Genomic DNA, 17175 nt, shown 5'->3' with positions numbered 1-17175 from the left:
GTTACGGGTGCTCGGGTGGTGACAACGCCGATGTCGTCACCGATCTGATAACCAGACAGACCACTTGCCGCCAAGAGTCCCTTGACAGTGAGTCAGGGACTCCCTGCAAAGGCCACCGTACGCACCGAAGGTCACGGAGCAGCCACTTTCCGGGATCCTCTCAGTACGAGTCGGTGATGACGTTGATCAACTGCTCGCCCGCGAGGTAACGCGAGAGCTGGGCACGGATCAGGCGCAACATCCGCCGCCCCGACGCGGGGGTGCTGCCCGCCACGTGCGGGGTGATCAGCACGCCCGGCGCGCTCCACAGGGGGTGGCCCTCGGGCAGCGGCTCGGGCGCGGTCACATCCAGCGCGGCCCGTAGCCTACCGGGTTTCAGCTCCGCGATCAGTGCGTCGGTGTCGACGATGCCGCCCCTGGCGGCGTTCACGAGGACGGCGCCGTCCTTCATCCGCGCCAGGAACGCGGCGTCGGCCATGCCGGCGGTGTCGGACGTGGCGGGCACGAGCAGCACCACGACGTCCGCCTGGGGCAGCAGCCCCGGCAGCTCGTCCATGCCGTGCACACCCTCGCGGGCGCTCCTGGCCACGCGTACGACGTCCACCTCGAAGCCCTCGAGCCGCCTTTCCAGCGCGGCCCCGATGGAGCCGTAGCCGACGATCAGCACGGTCGAGTCGGCCAGCACGTCGGTGTGGTGGTAGGTCCACTCGCCCCGGCGCTGCGCGTCCACGAACCCCGGGAACTCCCTGAGCACCGCGATCATCGCGCCGACCGCCCACTCCGCGGTCCCCGCGTCGTGCACGCCGCGCGCGTTGCACAGCAGCGCGCCCTCGGGCATGTGCGGCCGGTACGGCTCCACCCCCGCAGTAACGGTCTGCACCAGCCGCAACGAGCTCATCCTGGCCAGCGTGCCGGGCACGTCCGGAACCGTGACGAGCGGCGGAATCCAGACCTCCACCTCCTCGATCCCCTCCGGCATCGGGGACGTGCCGTCATAGACGGCGCATTCAACCCCAGGCAGTTCGGACAGAACATCGGCTACCGAATCGGACGGAACCCAGGTCTTCATGCGGAGAACCTTACGACTCCAGGGGAAGTAAGGAACACATGAGAAAGCTCTGGACGATCATGCTACTGACCGCGCTCACCGCCTGCTCCGGCTCCAGCGGCGGAGCAGTGCTCCCCACGTCCGCCGTGGACGGCGCCCCGGCCCCTGGGGAGCCGAAGGACGTGGCGACCGGGCTCGCCGTGCCGTGGGCGATCGCCTTCCTGCCCGGCGGAGACGCGCTGGTGACCGAGCGGGACTCGGCCAGGCTCCTGCGGGTCAGCCAGGCGGGCCGGGTGACGGAGCTGGGGAAGATCGAAGGGGTACGGCCGGACGGCGAGGGCGGCCTGATGGGCGTGGCCGTCAAAGATCAGCAAATATTCCTTTACTTCACCGCCGAAGAGGACAACCGGATTGTCCGCTACCCGTTCGACGGCAACCGCCTCGGCGACCAGGAGATCCTGGTCAAGAGCATCCCCAAGGGCGGCATCCACAACGGCGGCCGGCTCGAGTTCGGCCCCGACGGCTACCTGTACGCCACCACCGGCGAGACCGGCGAGGGCGACCTGTCCCAGGAGCGTGACTCGCTCGGCGGCAAGATCCTGCGCATGACCGTGGACGGCACGCCCGCCCCGGGCAACCCGTTCGGCACGCTCGTCTACAGCTACGGCCACCGCAACGTCCAGGGCCTGGCCTGGGACGACCAGGGCCGCCTGTACGCCTCCGAGTTCGGCGCCAACACGTGGGACGAGGTCAACCTGATCAAGCCGGGCTCGAACTACGGCTGGCCCGAGGTCGAGGGGCGCGGCGACGACCGGCGGTTCGTGAACCCGATCCTCACCTGGACCACGGGCGAGGCCTCCCCGTCCGGTATGGCGTACGCCAACGGCTCCCTCTGGGTGGGCGCGCTGCGCGGCACCCGCCTGTGGCAGGTCCCGCTGGCCGAGGATGGCTCTGCAGGCAAGCCGGTCGCCCACTTCACCGACCGGTACGGCCGGATCCGCGCGGTCACCGCCACGCCCGTTGGCACAGCCCTGTGGGTGGGCACCAGCAACAAGGACGGCAGGGGCTCACCCCGTGAGGGCGACGACCGCCTCTTCTCGGTTCCTGCCGCGCAGTAGGGACGCCCCGCACGCCCGCACCGCCGAGTTGATCGCCTGATCGGGGTGCTGGGACCATCCGGCTGAATTGAACGCTAAGCCTCCCCTCGCAGGTCAAAGGGCGACGTGTCGTTCAACCGGCCGGAACTCCCCGGCCGGCTGCGTGACCTCTGTGATCCCGCCACTGACGACCAAGAGCTATGACGATGGGCCAGGCGCACGGCCGACAAGGCGGGGGTTGAGGAACTCGACGGTGGCCACTGGACGGGCCGGCGAGGCGGCTGTGGTTCCTGTCTTGGCCTGCTACGACGCCAGGCAGTGGCGGACGTCGGTCAACACGTTTGTTCCGATCGTTCGTGAACGCCTCCTTGTGTGATGGTCTTGAATCTCTGACATGGGGATGGTTCGCAAGCCGAGTGGTCGCCTTGTCATGTAGTGGCGGCATGCTGGAGCGCCTGCCGCCAGGGGGTTCGCTCGGCGCAGGGTTTCTGCGGCGGTCAGACCCGCCGCAGAAGCACCCACGACAACGATTCGAGATGGCTGGTTCACGACGGGGTCAGCGTGATCGCCAGGGCTGGGCAGATGCGGGCGGCCTCACGGACGTCCTCCTGTAGCCCGGGTTCCGGGCTGTCCTGCAGGAGCACGACGATGCCGTCGGCGTCGCGCTGGTCGAACACCTCAGGTGAGCTGAGTACACATTGCCCGGAGCCGATGCAGGCGTCTTGGTCGATGGTGATCTTCATGTGCTGCTCCTTGTGTGATTTACCAGGTAACGGGTAGTTCGCGCACTCCGTAGAAGACCGCGTTCTCCTTGAACGTCAGCTGTTCCAGCGGTACGGCCAGGGCCAGTGTGGGGATGCGTCGATACAGGGTGCTGTAGACGACTTGCAGTTCCACTCGGGCGAGTGGCTGGCCCAGACACTGGTGGGCGCCGAAACCGAAGGCGACATGGTGGCGGGCCTTGCGGCGGACATCGAGGGTGTCGGGGTCGGGGAAGGCCGAGGGGTCGCGGTTGGCGATGCTTTTCACCACGATGATGCCTTCGCCTTTGCGGATGAGCCGGCCGCCGATCTCGAGGTCTTCCCGCGCGACGCGGCGGGCTTCGGTATGGGTGATGGACAGGTAGCGCAGGAGCTCTTCGGCGGCGTTGGCCACCAGTGCGGGGTCGCCGCCGTCGCGGACCGCGCTCAACTGGTCCGGGTGCGCCAGCAGTGCGGTCGTGCCCAGCGCGATCATGGTGGCGGTGGTGTCGTGCCCGGCCACCAGAAGGAGTTGACCGGCCGTGGCGATCTCACGCCGGGTCATCGCGCCGGTCCGGTACTGCTCGACGGCCAGCCTGCTGAACACGTCGTCGCCCGGCTCGGCATTCTTCTTGTCCACCAACTCCTCCAGGTAGGCGTTCAGTTCCTCGCTGGCGGCCATGGCCTGTTCAGGGTCGGGTTCGTCCATGACGAGCGTGCGGGACACTCGGTGGAAGAGGTCGCGGGCGGTATAGGGCGCGCCCAGCAGTTCGCAGATCACCAGTGAGGGAACCGGTAGCGCGAACGCCTCCACCAGGTCGACTGGATTCGGGCCGGCGAGCATCTCATCGATAAGATCATCGACGATCCGTTGGATCCGGGGCCGCAACGCCTCCATCCTTCTGATCGTGAAGTCCGAGGTCAGGAGCCGTCGCTGGGCGGTGTGCTCCGGCGCATCCATCTGCATCAGCGTCTTCATGTGTGCGTCGCGTGCCTTGCTCACCGCGTTGGTGTGAGGGAAGCCGGGTTGCGCCACGTCGACGCTGATCCGCGGATCGGCGAGCAGCGCACGCACATCCGCATAGCGGGTGACCATCCACGGGGTGCTGCCATCCCACAGTCTCACTCGTGAAACCGGCGCGTCTTCGAGTCGTCGGCTCAACTCCGGCGACGGGTCGAAGGGACACCCCGACGCGCGGGCCATCGGAAAGGTCGACATCTCTGGCAGGGCGTCAGTCATGGCATCTCCTCGCATCGAACACGGTCATTGGGTGATCTCGGGAACGTGGTGAACAGGCGGTCGGAAACCTGAGCCGGTCATCCCCGGGGGGTGGACGTCATGTCGGTGGATCGCGAGTCACGAGCCCTGTTGGAGCGGAGTGTGGTCGGCGGGCTCCGGGCGGCTCGAACGGTTCGCCGCGCGTGCGGTGATGGCGCCGATCGCGCAGATGATCGCGAATCCGAACAGTACGTACCGTGCCGAGTCGAGCATCGACGGGTCGCCGAGGTTGACCAGGACTCCGGCCACGGCCGTGCCGAACGCGATCGACAGACTCGTCACGGTGGCGATCGCCGCGGCGGCCCTGCGTCCTTCCTCCGGATCCTGGGTGCTGGACATGGCGGCCACGGACAGGTGCGGGTAGGCCAGGCCGATGCCGGAACCCGCGATGAACAACACCGGTACCCAGATGAGTACCAGCCAGGTCGGCGTGTCCTCGCGCTGCAGCAGTCCCTGGAGGAGGAAGCCGGACGCCAGGAGCAGCGGGCCGATGATGCGCAAACGGCGTACCGTGCGCTCCCTGGTGGCCGATGAGCTGCCGAGCTGGGTCAATGACCAGCCGAGCGAGATGGCCGCGCCGAACAGGCCGGCCGCGAGCGGGGGCAGCCCGCCCAGCTGCTGGCCGAACAGCGGGACGAACGACTCGACCGCGACGCCGAAGGCCAGTAGCCCGAGCGTCAAGTAGATCCACTTCAGTGGTGAGCCGGCCTGGTAGGTCGTGCGCGGGAAGACCCGCAGCTCGCTGATCCGTTCGTAGGCGACGAAGACGGCCACCAGCAGCAGTGCCACCACGATGCTGCCCACCATCGCTATGGTGCCGGGCAGCACTCCGGCCAGGCTGACGGCCGCGGTGGCCGCCGTGACCAGCAGCAGCGACACGGCCGGGACCGGCGCCCGCGCGTCACTGCGTTCGCCGCGCGGTAGCACCCGGGGCACGACCGCGCAGCACGCCGCCGCGATCATCGCCATCGCCACGAACGCCAGGCGCCACGAGCCGAACTGGGCGAACAAGCCGCCGAGCGCCGGTCCGGCGAAGTTGCCGACGCCGTACATCGCTGACATCAGGGCGTTGCCGCGGGTCCACAGTCGGCGCGGCAGGGCCGAGCGGATGACGGCGAACCCCAGCCCGGACAGCACCCCCGCCCCGAATCCCTGGACGCCGCGGCCGGCCAGCAGTGCCGGCATCGCCGGGCTCGCCGCACAGGCCAGCGAGCCCACCAGGAACACGGCGAAGCCGAGGCGGTAGGCGCCGACGTTCCCCCACCGGGCCAGGAGCCGACTGACCAGCATCGTCGCGATCACCATGGCGACGAGGTAGATCGTCATGTTCCACGCGTAGAAGCCGGCACCGCCGATGTCGGCCACGGCGGTCGGCAGCAGACTCGAGGCCAGATAGATATTGACCGCACCGACGAGCACGCCGCCCGCCAGCACGATCGCAGCTCCGAGATGTTCGGGGCCCAGCAGTTCCCGCCAGGAAGGCGGGGCGGGGGTTGAATCAGGAATCACGCGGTCATCTCCCTCAGTTCGTCGGGGCTGCGGTGAGCTTTCCGGGTTCGGACTCGCTGGCCACGGCCATGGAGGCGTTCCGCGCATCGATCCGTCCGCGGCGCGGGCCGCGGGTCTCGATGGCATGCTCCGCGCCGGGCTGCTCGTTGTCACCAGCACTCATGACTTCAAGGCTGTCGTTGAACCGACCCCGGAGACTTTTCGCCGTCTTTCGTGGACGGTTCTGGGCCGGTAGCCGGGAAAGCCTCAAGCCCTGGTCGAACCATGCCGCTCTGCTCCCCGTGGTCGAGGCCATGCGAGCAGCCGGCACCGCCGACCCCGCCCGGCACCTGGAACGCCGGAAGATCACCCAGCGGGAAACCAGGCCGTGCCGCAGGCGCGACTGGAAGCGCTATTCACCGGCGACCGCAACGCTCTTCGCGAGCGGGTGCTGTACATGCACTGGGCCACCGCCCGGCTCCTGCCCCGGCTGCTGGCCGGCCGCACCGCGGGGCCGGTGTTCCTGGCCGACCCAGCTGCGGCATCCGGGTGAGCTGCTGGCGCAGGCCGGCGATGCGTTCACGGGCGTCGGGTCCGGCGATCCCGATCGTGATCCGCTCATCAGTGGCGTGGTAGCTGGTCCGCCGGTCACCAGCGGCCACACGGCACGCCGCATTGATACTGGCGCGCAGCCGGATGACCTTGCGGAGATCGTCCTGGCCGCCGATGATCTCAGGCCCCCCTGACCCTCCTCCCGCACTGCCAGCCACATGGCCGCAATCTCACCCAGAAGCCCTCAGGCCCGTGTGGCGGGATCTGGCCTGCTCCTTCCCAGCGCCCCGCCACATCCCATCCCAAGGGTGCCAGCCCCGCACGGCCGGCAGAGCGAGCAGGCCAGGGCCGTCACAGACCGGAATCCCACCGACCACCACCCAAGGGACCCCAACCCCGTCCGGCCCGCACAGTGGCCGGGCCGTACCCGTCACTGACCGGTGCCGGTGCAGGTGATCTGGGCCTGGGGCCGGTACTTCGTGGTCAGCTTCGGGTCCTTCTTGACCACCTTGCCGCCCTTGTAGAACACGCGGGTGACGTCAATGGTGAAGCCCTGCTCACCCACCGTCGGCAGGCACCCGGGCTCGGAGCTGACCTCGCGCCGGAACGGGGTGTGGTTGCGCCGCTCCGACTCGACCGGCTCGACCTTGTCGTACCGCTTGGTGCTCCACAGCGTCACCGAGACCGAGGTGTCGGTGAAGGCGGTCTTGACCAGCACGCCGTGCTGGGAGTCGTTCCGCCACTTCAGGTCCGTGTCGGGATAGAGCAGCGCCACGTCCCGCCCGGCCGGGTAGCGCGGGGCGAAGTAGTCCATCGGCTGGTGCTCGACGTCCTCGAACCCGCCGAAGAAGGCCGCGTTGTACATGGTCGTGGCGAACTGCGAGACGCCGCCGCCGACGATGTTCACCATCCGGCCGCCGACGATCTGCCCGGCCTCGACGTAGCCGTCCTCGACGGTGCGCTCGCCCACGACCTCGTTGATCGAGAACGTCTCCCCCGGCTGCACCAGGTGGCCGTCGAGCTGCTGGGCCATGCGCTGGATGTTCTTCGCCCGCGGCAGGCAGCAGTCGAACGTCGTGGTGAACGTGCCCACGATCTCCTTGATGCCGAGGCCGCGGACCCGCTGGGTGGTGACGGTCGGCTCGACTGCGCCCAGCCGCACAGGGATCGTGCGGTCGCCGCCCGTGTCGAACACCTTCTCCATGTACCTGGCCAGCAGCTTGTCGTTCACGCCGCGGCCGGTGCGCGCGGGCACCAGGACCGGCTTGCCGTCCACGATCTCGTACGTGGCGTCGCGGGGCTGCTGGGCGGTGTCGACCAGGCTGGTCTCCAGGCTGGCCAGCACCGCCTTGGCGTTGAACTCGGGCGCGAGCGTGCCATCGCCGTCCGGGTTGTAGGTCAGGTTCGCGGCGATCATGGCCGGGGAGACCTGCGCCGTCTTGTCTCCGACGGTCAGCGTGATGGGCGCGGCGACGGCCTCGCGCGCCTTGGCCAGGCCCGCCTCGACGGTCTCTGCCGTCGTGACCGGCTTGGCCGGCCTGAGCGTGAGCGCCACGGTGCCGCCCCCGCGCAGGAAGGCGTCGCCGATCCGGCGGACGGCGTCCTCCCTGTCGAGCAGCACGCCGTCGACGGGCTCGCGGGCCTTCGGCTGCAGCCCGGTGAAGACCACGCGGCCCTCGACCGCGGGCTTGTCGACGCTCTCCGCCAGGCCCTCGACGGTCCTGGTGAGCTGCGCTGAGTCGATGCTGACCTTCGGCTGCAGCTCGGTCGTGCCGGTCAGGCCCCGCCACACCTCCACCGGACTGGGGAACCCGCTCGGCGCCTGCCCGATCGTGCCGACCACATCGAGCTCGAGCCCTGCCTCGTCGGCCTGCACGCTGTCCTGTTTGCTGCCGATGTCGACCACGACCGGCTTGCTGAGCTTGGCGCCCAGGTCGGTACGGAGCTTGTCGGCCGCCTGGGTCACGGTCAGGCCGCCGATGTCGACGCCGGCCACGTGGGTGCCGCGCAGCACGGAGCCCGACATGAGCACGGCGGGCACGACGTACGCGAGCGCCGCGAGGACCACGATGAACATGGCCAGGCCCGGCAGGAGCCGGCGCCGTCTGGACGACTCGGAGTCGTCGAAGGCGGGCGACGGTTGCGGCCCGGCTGTCCCGAACACGGGGGCCGACGGCTCCTTGCCCTTCATGGGCCATGGCTGCGCGGGCGGCGCCACCGGCGGCAGCGCGCTTCCCGATGGACCGCCCCGCGCGCTCGGAGCCTGCGCCGGCCGGGGCTCCTGCCTGTCCGGCGGCCCGAAGATGTCCCGGGAGACGCCCGGGGGCAGTCCTTCGATCCGCGGCTTCTTGGAGACGGCCGACGATGGCAGTGGCACCGAGGCGAACGGGTCGGTCGGTGATTCGATCGGTCCGGCGTTTCGCACGCCTCAATCTCCTCCCGGTCCGCAGCCAAGTCTCAGGCAACAGTAAGGCACGAGGATCCGCATATGTCACGGGAAATGACTACGGAAGTGTGTCAACCAAGCCACCTATAGCGATGTTCCGGTCGACCGGCCGTACCGTAGCGCGGCCGCAACACGGCCTGACCCGCGGCGCACAGATATTCGAGATAGCGGCGGGCGCTCACCCGCGACAGGCCCGTGAGCTCGGCGGCCTCGGCCGCCGAGAGGTCGCGACCCGCCTCCCGCAGCGTATCGGCGACCAGCGCACACGTGGCCGCGGACAACCCTTTCGGCATGGGGGCGGCCGACGTTGGCGTGCCGAAGAGGCGGTCCACGTCGTCCTGCCGGGCCTCGGGTCCGATGGCGGTCAGGCGCCTGCGGGTGTCGGCGTACTGCTGGAGGCGCTCGGTGAGCGCGGCGGCGGTGAACGGCTTGATCAGGTAGTTGACCGCGCCGCCGCGCATGGCCTCCTGGACGGTGGGCACGTCACGGGCGGCGCTGATCATGATGACGTCCACGCCGGTGAGCGCCTTGAGCACCTCCAGGCCCGACATGTCCGGCAGGTAGATGTCGAGCAGCACGAGATCGGGCCGCAGCTCCGCCACCGCGGCCAGGGCGTCCGCGCCGCTGTGGACCATGGAGACGACGCGGAAGCCCGGCACGCGCGACACGTAGCCGCTGTGGATTCGCGCCACCATGAAGTCGTCGTCGACGACCAGCACCCGTATTCCGGTCATGAATGAGCCTCCGCCGGCAGCAGGGCCGTGAAGACCGCGCCGCCCGAGTTCCCCACTCGCACCCAGCCTCCCCTGCGCAGGCACGCCTGCCGGGTCAGGGCCAGGCCGAGGCCGCGCGGCCCCGAATGGGCGGCCTTGGTGGTGAAGCCCTCCCTGAAGACCTCGTCCACCAGGTCCGGGGCGATGCCGGGGCCCGAGTCGCCGACCCGCACGCGCAGCCCTCCGGCGTCGGCCTGCACCGACACCTCGATCGTGCCCTTCACGCCGTCGAGCGCGTCGATGGCGTTGGCGACCAGGTTGCCGACCACCAGGACGGCGTCCTGCGGGTCGCCGAGCACGCCCTCGGGCACGGAGGAGTCCTCCGACAGCACCAGCGTGGCGCCGCGCTCGGCCGCCTCGGCGGACTTGGCCAGCAGCAGGGCGGCCAGGGTGGGGTCCTGGACGCGTTCGCGCAGGCCGGTGGCGTAGGTGCCGCGGGTGGTGCGGGTGATGAAGCCGATCGCGGCCTCGTGCTCGCCCAGCTCGAGCAGGCCGACGACGGTGTGCATGCGGTTGGCGAACTCGTGCGCCTGTGCCCGCAGCGCCTCGGTCGCGCTGCTGGTGTCGTCGAGCTCGCGGGCCAGGCGGACCAGCTCGGTGCGGTCTCTGAGGGTGACCACCCAGCCGCGGTGCTGCTCGCGTACGGAGACCGGGGTGCGGTTGAACACCAGCACCCGCTCGCCGTGCAGCACGACGCGGTCCTCGCCCGGGTCGGCGCCGCCGAGCACGTCGCGCATGCGGTCGGAGACCGGCATCCGGGTCAGGTCCTCCCCCGAGAGCACGTCGCCGAGCAGCTCGCGGGCGGCGTCGTTGACCAGCGTCACCCGGCCCTCGAGGTCGAGCGCGAGCACGCCCTCCTTGACACCGTGCAGCACGCCCTCGCGCTGCTCCAGCAGCTCGGCGATCTCCCCGGGCTCCAGGCCGAACGTCTGCCTGCGCACCCGCGCGGTGATCAGCGCGGCCAGCCCGAGGCCGGCGACCATGACCGCCAGCGCCGTCCAGACCAGCGGCGGGAGCGCGGCGCCTACCTGGCCCATGACCGTGGTCTCCAGCACGCCCACGGAGACGAGGCCGATCACGGTGCCGTACTCGTCGCGAATCGGGGTCTTGCCCCTGACCGTGGTGCCGATCGTGCCGGTCTCGGTGCCGACCCAGCTCTTGCCCGTCATGAGCACCGTGGTGCCGTCGGTCGACAGCTGCTTGCCGATCAGCGCGGTGTTGGGGTGGGCGTAGCGCTTCTGCTCGGCGTTGGCGATCACGACGTAGTCGGCGCCGGTCTCCTGCTGGACGCTCATGGCCAGCGGCTGCAGAACGGTCTCGGGATTGGGCAGCTTGAAGGCCTCGCGGACCTGCGGGAGCGCGGCCACCGACTGGGCGATGGCGAGCGTCCGCTGCTGGTGCAGCGCGTCGAGCTGATTGCGGGTGTGCCCGGCCCACACGCCCGCGGTGCCCCCGACGGCGAGCAGTACGATCACCATCTGGAGCGCGAACAGCTGGGTCCCTAGGGATGCGTCCCGTACCCGTCTCACCCTGCACATGGAAACAAACGCAGGTCACGGCCAGGTCGCGACCAATACGACCACTATGACGGCAAGCGTGCAAAGGCTCGACGCGGACGGGCTGGGGATTCACCATCCCAGTTTTATAACCGTGAAATCCCCCCATTGGAGTGATCATGCGCCTGCGCATTCTCGCCGCACTCGCGGCACTCTCCCTCGGCGCGCTGACCGGCTGCGGCGAGACCGGCGGCACCGCCGCCTCCGGCACGCTCCGCATCATGGCGCCGGCCGCGCCCGGCGGCGGCTGGGACCAGACCTCCCGTACGGCCGAGCAGGCGTTCAAGACCGCCGCGCCCGACCGCAAGGTGGAGGTGTTCAACGTGCCCGGCGCGGGCGGCACGATCGGCCTGGCGCAGCTCGCGGGTGAGAAGGGCAACGGCAACCTGCTGATGACCATGGGCCTGGTCATGGTGGGCGCCATCGAGCAGAACAAGTCGAAGGTCACGCTGGCCGAGACGACGCCCATCGCCAAGCTGACCGAGGAGTACGAGATCGTCGTGGTCCCGGCCGAGTCCCCGTACAAGACGCTGGCCGACCTGGTGGCGGCCTGGAAGGCCGCCCCGGCGAAGGTGTCCATCTCGGGCGGCTCGGCGGGCGGCACCGACCACATCGTGGCCGGGCTGATGGCCAAGGCCGCGGGGGTGGACCCCAAGCAGGTCAACTACATCGCCCACTCGGGCGGCGGCGAGGCGCTCAACGAATTGCTCGGTAACAAGGTCAGCGCGGGCATCTCGGGCGTCGGCGAGTTCGCCGAGCACGTGAAGTCGGGCAAGCTGCGCGCGCTGGGCGTGACCTCGGGCGAGCGGCTGCCGGACCTGGACGCGCCCACGCTCAAGGAGGGCGGCCTGGACGTGCAGCTGGCCAACTGGCGCGGCTTCGTCGCCCCCGGCGACCTCTCCGACGCCGACAAGAAGGCGCTGACCGACCTGGTCACCAAGATGCACGACTCGCAGGCGTGGAAGGACGCGGTGGCCAAGAACGGCTGGATCGACTCCTTCCAGACCGGGCAGCAGTTCGCCGACTACCTGAGCGCCGAGCAGACCCGGGTCAAGGCCGTCATCGCCGAGATGGGGCTCGTCTCCTGATGGCTCGCTGGTGGCGGCCCGAACTCGGGCTGGCGGTCGTGGTGCTCGGGCTGGGGATGTTCGTGGTCGTCGGGACGCTGGACGTCTCGGCGGCGGCCTCCCAGCTCGGCATCGGGCCGCGCTTCTTCCCGATGCTGGTGGGCGGGGCCATGGTGCTCGTCGGCCTGTTCTACGTGATCGACGTGGTCCGCGGCGGGCACGGCGACCCCGAGGAGAGCGAGGACATCGACGCGAACGCGCCCGCGGACTGGCGCAGCGTCGGGCTGGTCAGCGGGATCTTCCTGGCGTTCGCGGCACTGCTGAACGTGCTCGGCTGGATCATCGGCGCGAGCCTGCTGTTCTTCGGGCTGTCGGTGGCGCTCGGCGCCGAGCACAAGGCGCGCGCGGCCGGAGTCTCGGTGATCATGGGGATCGTCACGTACCTGCTGTTCGTCAAGGGCCTCGGCGTGACGCTGCCGGGCGGCCCGCTCGAGGGGGTGATCTGAGGTGTCGTCGTTCCAGTTGCTGCTCGACGGGTTCGCCGCCGCGCTCACACCCGTGAACCTCATGTACGCGCTGATCGGCGTCACGCTCGGCACCCTGGTCGGCGTGCTGCCCGGCATCGGGCCCGCGATGACCGTGGCGCTGCTGCTGCCGATCACGTTCACGGTGCCGGCGGCCAGCGCGTTCATCATGTTCGCGGGCATCTACTACGGCGGCATGTACGGCGGCTCCACCACGTCCATCCTGCTCAACACGCCGGGCGAGTCCTCCTCGATGATCACGGCGCTGGAGGGCAACAAGATGGCCAGGCGCGGGCGGGCCGCCCAGGCGCTGGCCACCGCCGCCATCGGCTCGTTCGTGGCGGGCACGATCGCGACCGCGCTGCTGGTCGTGGCGGCCCCGGCCGTGGTGGCCTTCGCGATCTCGTTCGGTCCCGAGGACTACTTCGCGCTGGCGATCCTGGCGTTCACCGCCGTGTCGTCGGTGCTGTCCCGCTCGATCGTGCGCGGCCTGGCCTCCCTGGGCCTCGGCCTGATGATCGGGCTGGTCGGCATCGACCAGCAGACCGGGCAGGCGCGGCTCACGCTGGGCATCCCGCAGTTGCTCGACGGCATCGACGTGGTGATCGTCGCGGTCGGCCTCTTCGCGCTCGGCGAGGCTCTTTACGTGGCCTCGCGGCTGCGCCACGCCCCGCCCGAGATCGTGCCCGTGGGACGGGCGTGGATGGGCCGCGCGGACTGGCGGCGCTCCTGGCGGCCCTGGCTGCGCGGCACCGCGCTGGGCTTCCCGTTCGGCGCGCTGCCGGGCGGTGGCGCGGAGATCCCGACGTTCCTGTCGTACGCGGCCGAGCGGCGTCTGGCCCGCGGCGTGGCCCGCGAGGAGTACGGCAAGGGCGCCATCGAGGGCGTCGCCGGCCCCGAGGCGGCCAACAACGCCTCGGCGGCGGGCACCCTGGTCCCGCTGCTCACGCTGGGCCTGCCCACGTCGGCGACGGCTGCGATCATGCTGGCCGCCTTCCAGCAGTACGGCCTGCAGCCCGGGCCGCAGCTGTTCAACCACAACCCGGCGCTGGTGTGGGGCATGATCGCGTCGCTGTTCATCGGCAACGCGATGCTGCTCGTGCTGAACCTGCCCCTGGCGCCGCTGTGGGCCAAGGTGCTGCGGATCCAGCGTCCGTACCTGTACGCCGGGATCGTGCTCTTCGCCGCCCTCGGCGTCTACGCGCTGAACGGCACGGTGGTGGACCTGTTCGTGCTGTTCCTTCTCGGCCTGCTCGGGTACGCCATGCGCCGCTTCGGCCTGCCGGTCGCCCCCGCCGTGATCGGCATGATCCTGGGCCCGATGGCGGAGATCCAGCTGCGCCGGGCGCTGGCCATCGGCGCGGGCGACATCAGCGTGCTGGTACGCAGCCCCGTGGCGGCCGTGCTGCTGGCCCTGGCGCTCCTGGCCCTGTTCACCCCCGTGCTCAAGAAGGTGATGGCACGGCGGAACATCGATGAGGACGTGCCGCCGGCACACGTCAAGGCCGACGACTAACCGGTTTCCCGCCGATCCGCCCGGATCGGCGGGACCGCTCTCGTTCAGGCCGCGGCCATGTCCTTGACGGGCAGCTTGCTCCCGATCGCACGGGGCGCGATCGCCAGCCCGGCCAGCGCCATGGCCAGCGTGGCCGCGAACACCGCCCAGTAGCCCGACCCGACGGCCGTGAACAGCGCGCCGGTGACGGCCACCGACACCACCGAGAACACCGACTCGCCCACCTGCAGCGCCGAGCTGTTCTCGCCCTGCTCGCCGGGGGTCGACAGCTCCAGCGTGAGCACGGACAGCGTCGGGTAAACCAAGCCCATCCCGAACCCGGCGACGATCCAGGACGGGTACGCCAGCGCCACCGGCACGGCCGTGAACGTCACCGCGCCCATGAGCAGGACGCCGAGCGCGATCATGGCCGAGCCGAGCCGCAGGTTCGTCGTCCGGCTGAAGATCTCACGCCCCTGCAGCCAGGACGCGAACGACCAGGTCAAGGCGCCGCCGGTGAGCGCGAGGCCCGCTGCCCACGTGGACAGGTCGCGCTCCTTGACCAGCATGAGCGGCACGATCACCTCGGCCGCGAAGAACGCCCCGGTGGCCAGGCCGCGCAGCCCGACCACGGCGGGCAGTCCGCGGGCGGCGCGAAGCGTGCCGGCGGGAATGAGCTTGGGCAGCGCCACGGCCAGCACGACCAGACCGGCGATCAGCAGGGGCAGCCGCCCGCCGCTGCCGTACTGCATGAGCCCGGCGCCGACGGCGGTCACGGCCGCCCAGGCGATCTTGCCGGCCAGGCCGGGCGCGGGCCCGCTCTGGCCGCCGCTCACCGGCTGCCCGGCCAGCCCGCGCAGCAGCACCAGGCCGGCGACCACGGTCAGGATCGGCACCAGCAGGAACACCCAGCGCCACCCGAGCGTCTCGGTCACCACGCCCACGATGGCCGGCCCCACCATCGAGGGCACCACCCACGCGGTCGCGAACAACGAGAAGATCTTGGGATGCAGGCGCTCGGGATAGACCCGTGCCACCACCACGTACAGCGCCACACTGACCAGCGCCCCGCCGAATCCCTGCAGGAACCGGCCTGCGATCAACACTTCCATGCTCGGCGCCAGACCCGCGACCATCAGCCCGGCCCCGAAGCCCGCAGCCCCGATCCACAGCGGCGCCCGGGGCCCGCGCACGTCCGACCACCGGCCGCCGAGCACGGTGCCGACCACAGCGGCCGCCATCGCGCCGCTGAACGCCAGCCCGTACAGCTCGAGCCCGCCGAGCTCCTTGGCCACGACCGGCATGGCGATCGCGACCGCCATGTACTCGAAGGCCACCAGCGACACCATCGCCACCAGCCCCGCCGTCAATGCTTTCCTCGTCATGCCGCGAACGCTACGGCGACCTGGGCCTCCACACCTCCAGCGGGGGCCTTGGACCGCATCGGCAATTGGACCTAGGACCGCCGCCCCGCCATCAACGGGACGCCCCGCCACTCACCGCGGACGCGCCCGCCCACCGAGAACCGGCATCACACGCCCGCCCGCCGGGAGAGCCCCCGCCACGCCGAAGGGCCCCGACACCGAGGCGGCGGGGCCCTTCAGGGAATCAACGGCGGGGTCTACTCCGAGACGCCCAGCTTCTCCAGGATCAGCTGGCGGGCCCGGCCCGCGTCGGCCTTGCCCTTGCTGGCCCGCATGACGCCACCCACCAGCGCCCCGGCGGCGGCGATCTTCCCGGCGCGCACCTTGTCGGCCGCGTCGGCGTTGTCCGCCAGCACCTGGTCGATGATCGTCGCCAGCTCGCCCTCGTCGCTGACGATCTGCAGCCCGCGCCGCTCGACCACCTCGTCGGGCGTGCCCTCGCCGGCCAGCACACCTTCGAGCACCTCGCGCGCCAGCTTGTCGTTGAGCGCGCCCGAGGCCACCAGCTCGGCAACCCGGGCAATCTGGGCCGGCGTGATGGGCAGGTCGGCCAGCGGGACGCCGGTCTCGTTGGCGCGCCGCGCCAGCTCGCCCATCCACCACTTGCGCGCGTCCGCGGGCTGCGCACCCGCCGCGACCGTGGCCTCGACCAGGTCGAACGCGTCGGCGTTGTGCATGGCCTGCATGTCGAGGTCGGACAGCCCCCACTCGGCCTGCAGCCGCTTGCGCCGGATCGACGGCAGCTCGGGCAGGGCCGCCTTCAGCTCGGCCACCCACGCCGGGTCCGGCGCGATCGGCACCAGGTCGGGCTCGGGGAAGTAGCGGTAGTCCTGCGCCTCCTCCTTGGACCGGCCGGTCGTGGTGGTGCCGGAGTCCTCGTGGAAGTGCCGGGTCTCCTGGACGATCTTCCCGCCGTCGGCGAGGACCGCCGCCTGCCGCTCGATCTCGCTCCGCACGGCCCGCTCGACGCTGCGCAGCGAGTTGACGTTCTTGGTCTCCGTGCGGGTGCCCCATTCGGACGCGCCGCGCGGCATGAGCGAGACGTTGACGTCGCAGCGCAGCGAGCCCTCCTCCATGCGCACGTCGGACACGCCGAGCGTGCGCATGATCTCGCGCAGCTCGGTGACGTAGGCCTTGGCCACCTCGGGCGCGAGCCGGTCGGTGCCCGGGATGGGCTTGGTGACGATCTCGACCAGCGGGATGCCGGCGCGGTTGTAGTCGACGATCGAGTAGTCGGCCCCGTGGATGCGCCCGGTCGCGCCGCCCACATGGGTGGACTTGCCGGTGTCCTCCTCCAGGTGGACCCGCTCGATCTCGATCCGCACGGTCTCGCCGTTGACCTCGACGTCGATGTAGCCGTCGAAGCAGAGCGGCTCGTCGTACTGTGAGATCTGGTAGTTCTTCGGCATGTCCGGATAGAAGTAGTTCTTCCGGGCGAAGCGGCACCATTCGGCGATCGAGCAGTTCAGCGCGAGGCCGATGCGGATGGTCGACTCGATGGCCATGACGTTGGCCACCGGCAACGCGCCGGGGAACGCCAGGCAGGTCGGGCAGACCTGGGTGTTGGGCGGGGCGCCGAAGGCGGTCTTGCAGCCGCAGAACATCTTCGACCTGGTGCCCAGCTCGACATGCGTCTCCAGACCGAGCACCGGCTCGAACCGGTCGAGCGCTTCGTCATAGACCATG

At 70.3% G+C, this 17175-nt stretch carries 15 protein-coding genes; 5 read left to right on the top strand and 10 right to left on the bottom strand.

Going from position 1 to position 17175, the window contains the following annotated elements:
• Nucleotides 1–160 precede the first annotated feature (160 nt).
• Nucleotides 161–1069 carry a 2-hydroxyacid dehydrogenase gene (locus EJK15_RS00175; RefSeq protein WP_138708268.1) on the bottom strand — a complete coding sequence of 303 codons (909 nt, stop codon included), beginning with the start codon at nt 1067–1069 and terminating at the stop codon, nt 161–163.
• Between the two features lie 38 nt (nt 1070–1107).
• On the opposite strand from EJK15_RS00175, the gene EJK15_RS00170 reads away from it, so the two are divergent.
• Nucleotides 1108–2166 carry a PQQ-dependent sugar dehydrogenase gene (locus EJK15_RS00170; RefSeq protein ID WP_138708267.1) on the top strand — a complete coding sequence of 353 codons (1059 nt, stop codon included), beginning with the start codon at nt 1108–1110 and terminating at the stop codon, nt 2164–2166.
• A gap of 524 nt (nt 2167–2690) precedes the next feature.
• Here the strand turns inward: EJK15_RS00170 and EJK15_RS00160 are convergent.
• The 4 genes from EJK15_RS00160 to EJK15_RS69980 all read right to left on the bottom strand — a co-directional run bounded on the left by EJK15_RS00160 (nt 2691) and on the right by EJK15_RS69980 (nt 5836).
• Complete coding sequence (locus EJK15_RS00160) at nt 2691–2888, bottom strand: ferredoxin (RefSeq protein WP_138708265.1); 198 nt, start codon at nt 2886–2888, stop codon at nt 2691–2693.
• Between the two features lie 19 nt (nt 2889–2907).
• Entirely contained in the window at nt 2908–4011 is a 1104-nt protein-coding gene (locus tag EJK15_RS00155) for a cytochrome P450 (RefSeq protein WP_240776666.1), read from the bottom strand.
• 231 nt (nt 4012–4242) lie between these two features.
• Nucleotides 4243–5673, bottom strand: a complete 1431-nt coding sequence (locus tag EJK15_RS00150) for an MFS transporter (RefSeq protein WP_138708263.1) — start codon at nt 5671–5673, stop codon at nt 4243–4245.
• A 13-nt stretch (nt 5674–5686) separates the two neighbouring features.
• Nucleotides 5687–5836: a hypothetical protein gene (locus EJK15_RS69980; RefSeq protein WP_171074018.1), complete on the bottom strand. Its 150-nt coding sequence runs from the start codon at nt 5834–5836 to the stop codon at nt 5687–5689.
• A gap of 204 nt (nt 5837–6040) precedes the next feature.
• Between EJK15_RS69980 and EJK15_RS72535 the strand changes: the two genes are divergently transcribed.
• A complete protein-coding gene (locus tag EJK15_RS72535; protein ID WP_206060574.1) occupies nt 6041–6205 on the top strand; it encodes a hypothetical protein in 165 nt (54 codons plus the stop codon).
• Nucleotides 6206–6634: 429 nt separating this feature from the next.
• Here the strand turns inward: EJK15_RS72535 and EJK15_RS00140 are convergent, their stop codons facing one another.
• The 3 genes from EJK15_RS00140 to EJK15_RS00130 all read right to left on the bottom strand — a co-directional run bounded on the left by EJK15_RS00140 (nt 6635) and on the right by EJK15_RS00130 (nt 10961).
• Nucleotides 6635–8629, bottom strand: coding sequence for a VanW family protein (locus EJK15_RS00140; protein WP_138708262.1), 1995 nt, complete (start codon nt 8627–8629; stop codon nt 6635–6637).
• Nucleotides 8630–8721: 92 nt separating this feature from the next.
• Nucleotides 8722–9384 (bottom strand): response regulator, encoded by a 663-nt coding sequence (locus EJK15_RS00135; protein ID WP_138708261.1) that lies wholly within the window; start codon nt 9382–9384, stop codon nt 8722–8724.
• On the bottom strand, nt 9381–10961 hold the full coding sequence (locus tag EJK15_RS00130) for an ATP-binding protein (RefSeq protein WP_138708260.1): 1581 nt from the start codon (nt 10959–10961) through the stop codon (nt 9381–9383). Before EJK15_RS00130 ends, EJK15_RS00135 begins: the two co-directional genes overlap by 4 nt.
• A gap of 137 nt (nt 10962–11098) precedes the next feature.
• Between EJK15_RS00130 and EJK15_RS00125 the strand changes: the two genes are divergently transcribed.
• The 3 genes from EJK15_RS00125 to EJK15_RS00115 are packed head-to-tail and all read left to right on the top strand — an operon-like array spanning nt 11099 to nt 14086.
• The gene (locus EJK15_RS00125) at nt 11099–12067 is read left to right on the top strand and encodes a tripartite tricarboxylate transporter substrate binding protein (RefSeq protein WP_138708259.1); all 969 of its coding nucleotides are present in this window, start codon (nt 11099–11101) and stop codon (nt 12065–12067) included.
• Nucleotides 12067–12552: a tripartite tricarboxylate transporter TctB family protein gene (locus EJK15_RS00120; protein ID WP_138708258.1), complete on the top strand. Its 486-nt coding sequence runs from the start codon at nt 12067–12069 to the stop codon at nt 12550–12552. Before EJK15_RS00125 ends, EJK15_RS00120 begins: the two co-directional genes overlap by 1 nt.
• Before the next feature lies 1 nt (nt 12553).
• On the top strand, nt 12554–14086 hold the full coding sequence (locus EJK15_RS00115; RefSeq protein ID WP_138708257.1) for a tripartite tricarboxylate transporter permease: 1533 nt from the start codon (nt 12554–12556) through the stop codon (nt 14084–14086).
• Nucleotides 14087–14130: 44 nt separating this feature from the next.
• Here EJK15_RS00115 and EJK15_RS00110 read toward each other — a convergent pair whose 3' ends face one another.
• Complete coding sequence (locus EJK15_RS00110; protein ID WP_240776665.1) at nt 14131–15450, bottom strand: MFS transporter; 1320 nt, start codon at nt 15448–15450, stop codon at nt 14131–14133.
• Between the two features lie 236 nt (nt 15451–15686).
• Nucleotides 15687–17174, bottom strand: coding sequence for an Asp-tRNA(Asn)/Glu-tRNA(Gln) amidotransferase subunit GatB (gene gatB / locus EJK15_RS00105; protein WP_138708373.1), 1488 nt, complete (start codon nt 17172–17174; stop codon nt 15687–15689).
• Nucleotide 17175 lies beyond the last annotated feature (1 nt).

The sequence above is a fragment of the Nonomuraea basaltis genome (assembly GCF_005893125.1).
GTDB lineage: Bacteria > Actinomycetota > Actinomycetes > Streptosporangiales > Streptosporangiaceae > Nonomuraea > Nonomuraea basaltis.
The sequence above is the reverse complement of the archived record's forward strand: the minus strand, read 5'-3'. Positions and strand labels throughout refer to the sequence as shown.

Bases quoted from the DNA above. Each gene is read 5' to 3' on its own strand.
- EJK15_RS00175 (WP_138708268.1), bottom strand. From the start codon at position 1,069: ATGAAGACCTGGGTTCCGTCCGATTCGGTAGCCGATGTTCTGTCCGAA.
- EJK15_RS00170 (WP_138708267.1), top strand. From the start codon at position 1,108: ATGAGAAAGCTCTGGACGATCATGCTACTGACCGCGCTCACCGCCTGC.
- EJK15_RS00160 (WP_138708265.1), bottom strand. From the start codon at position 2,888: ATGAAGATCACCATCGACCAAGACGCCTGCATCGGCTCCGGGCAATGT.
- EJK15_RS69980 (WP_171074018.1), bottom strand. From the start codon at position 5,836: ATGAGTGCTGGTGACAACGAGCAGCCCGGCGCGGAGCATGCCATCGAG.
- EJK15_RS00135 (WP_138708261.1), bottom strand. From the start codon at position 9,384: ATGACCGGAATACGGGTGCTGGTCGTCGACGACGACTTCATGGTGGCG.
- EJK15_RS00130 (WP_138708260.1), bottom strand. From the start codon at position 10,961: ATGTGCAGGGTGAGACGGGTACGGGACGCATCCCTAGGGACCCAGCTG.
- EJK15_RS00125 (WP_138708259.1), top strand. From the start codon at position 11,099: ATGCGCCTGCGCATTCTCGCCGCACTCGCGGCACTCTCCCTCGGCGCG.
- EJK15_RS00120 (WP_138708258.1), top strand. From the start codon at position 12,067: ATGGCTCGCTGGTGGCGGCCCGAACTCGGGCTGGCGGTCGTGGTGCTC.
- EJK15_RS00110 (WP_240776665.1), bottom strand. From the start codon at position 15,450: ATGACGAGGAAAGCATTGACGGCGGGGCTGGTGGCGATGGTGTCGCTG.
- gatB (WP_138708373.1), bottom strand. From the start codon at position 17,174: ATGGTCTATGACGAAGCGCTCGACCGGTTCGAGCCGGTGCTCGGTCTG.